Origin of the sequence: Paraburkholderia nodosa DSM 21604 (assembly GCF_000519185.1) — a bacterium.
In the GTDB taxonomy this organism is placed as follows: Bacteria; Pseudomonadota; Gammaproteobacteria; order Burkholderiales; family Burkholderiaceae; genus Paraburkholderia; species Paraburkholderia nodosa.
In genome coordinates, this window is the sequence record NZ_JAFA01000109.1 from 1 (window position 1) to 1,660 (window position 1,660).

1 protein-coding gene is annotated in these 1,660 nt (G+C 59.4%); it reads left to right on the forward strand.

Translation table 11 applies throughout. The annotated features are described in order from the left end of the window. The first annotated feature begins 206 nt into the window (after window positions 1-206). The gene (locus A3CW_RS0144110; RefSeq protein WP_035515906.1) at window positions 207-1,550 is read left to right on the forward strand and encodes an IS4 family transposase; all 1,344 of its coding nucleotides are present in this window, start codon (window positions 207-209) and stop codon (window positions 1,548-1,550) included. The last annotated feature ends 110 nt before the right edge of the window (window positions 1,551-1,660 follow it).

Consider the following 1,660-nt stretch of genomic DNA (forward strand, 5'->3'; position numbering starts at 1 on the left):
CGCGACTACTTTATGTTCCCGTTTGATCAACGCCGCTGGTGTAGAGCTAAAGTCGGAAGCGGAGTACGGGAGAGTTGAGGCTGGGGATTAAACGCATCTCGTTATACACAAATCGACGGTTCCGGAGACGATGTTGGATAGCCAGGCAATTGGAAGGGGGTTGTTAACGACGCGGATTTCGCGTTTACTCTCGGATTTTCGGCATGATGATTCGAGACGACGCGGGAGCCTGGGTGGACGAAGAATTTGAAACGCTGGATCTGGGTGATCCTCGGCGAGACCGGCGCGCAAAGGAACAGATCAAACGGTTCGCCAGCCGGCCCACCGCGAGCATTCCGGGCGCGTGTGGAGGCTGGGCCGAGACGATGGCGGCCTACCGCTTTCTGGGCAACGAGCGCATCGACTGGCGCGACATGATGCAGCCGCATTGGGATCGCACCACGGCGCGCATGGGGGCGTTGCCCGTGGTGCTATGCATTGCCGATACGACAGAGCTGAACTTTAACGGTCAGGATATCGAAGGGGCCGGTCCGCTCAGTTATGAAGCACAGGTGGGCATGTATCTTCACGCGACTTATGCGGTGACAGCAGACCGGGAGCCGCTGGGTGTGATGAACGCATGGATGTGGGCGCGCGAGCCACGAGATGCAAGCGGCCGGCGTGGCGGTGTCAGGGAAAGTGTGCGGTGGATCGAAAGCTATGAGATCGTTGCCGAACAGGCTCGGTCCCTGCCGGGCACGCGGCTGGTATATGTGGCTGATCGTGAAGGCGACATCGCGGGGCTCATGCAGCGCGCGCAGGAACTGGGGGAACCGGCGGACTGGCTGATTCGCTCCCAGCACAATCGCGCCTTAAAGGACGAAGAAAAGCTGTGGGACAAGGTGCACGCGAGTAACGTGCTTGGGCATATCAGCTTCGTGTTGCCCGGGCGCAGTGGCCAGAAGGCGCGTGAAGTGAAGCAGGACCTGCGTAGCCAGCGCATCACGCTGCCCGGTCGCGCCCGTGTCACGCTCACCTGCGTCGAGGCATATGAGGTGGATGCGCCAGCAGGTGCAAAGCCCGTGGTCTGGCGTCTTGTGACCAACCGCGAAGCGGGTGACGCGAATGCGCTCACCGAACTCGTTGACTGGTACCGCGCAAGGTGGGAAATAGAGATGCTCTTCAACGTGCTGAAGAACGCCTGCCGGGTTGAGGCATTGCAGCTCTCACAGATGGAGCGGGTGGAGAAGGCACTTGCGCTGTACATGATCGTATCGTGGCGTATCGCACGGCTCATGCGAGTGGGCCGAACGTGTCCGGAGCTTGACGCCTCTCTGTTCTTTGCGGTTGACGAGATACATGGCGCTCATGTGCTCTCCAAAAAACCACGCCCGGAAAAGCCACCGACGCTCAATCAGATGATACGGATGATTGCATCACTGGGCGGATTCCTCGGGCGCAAGGGCGATGGTGAGCCGGGCGCGAAGACGCTGTGGATTGGCATGCAGCGGGTCATGGATGCAGTGGTCACCATCCAGATCTTACGTGACGGCTACGATACTTCTGTATAACGAGATGGATTAAACGGGCTTTGTCCGGATGGGTACGAGTTCCCGTGCTATGGACGCGACTATGCATTTTTGACGCAAACCGGTTTGCCGAAGGCGTTCCACCGGTTCGG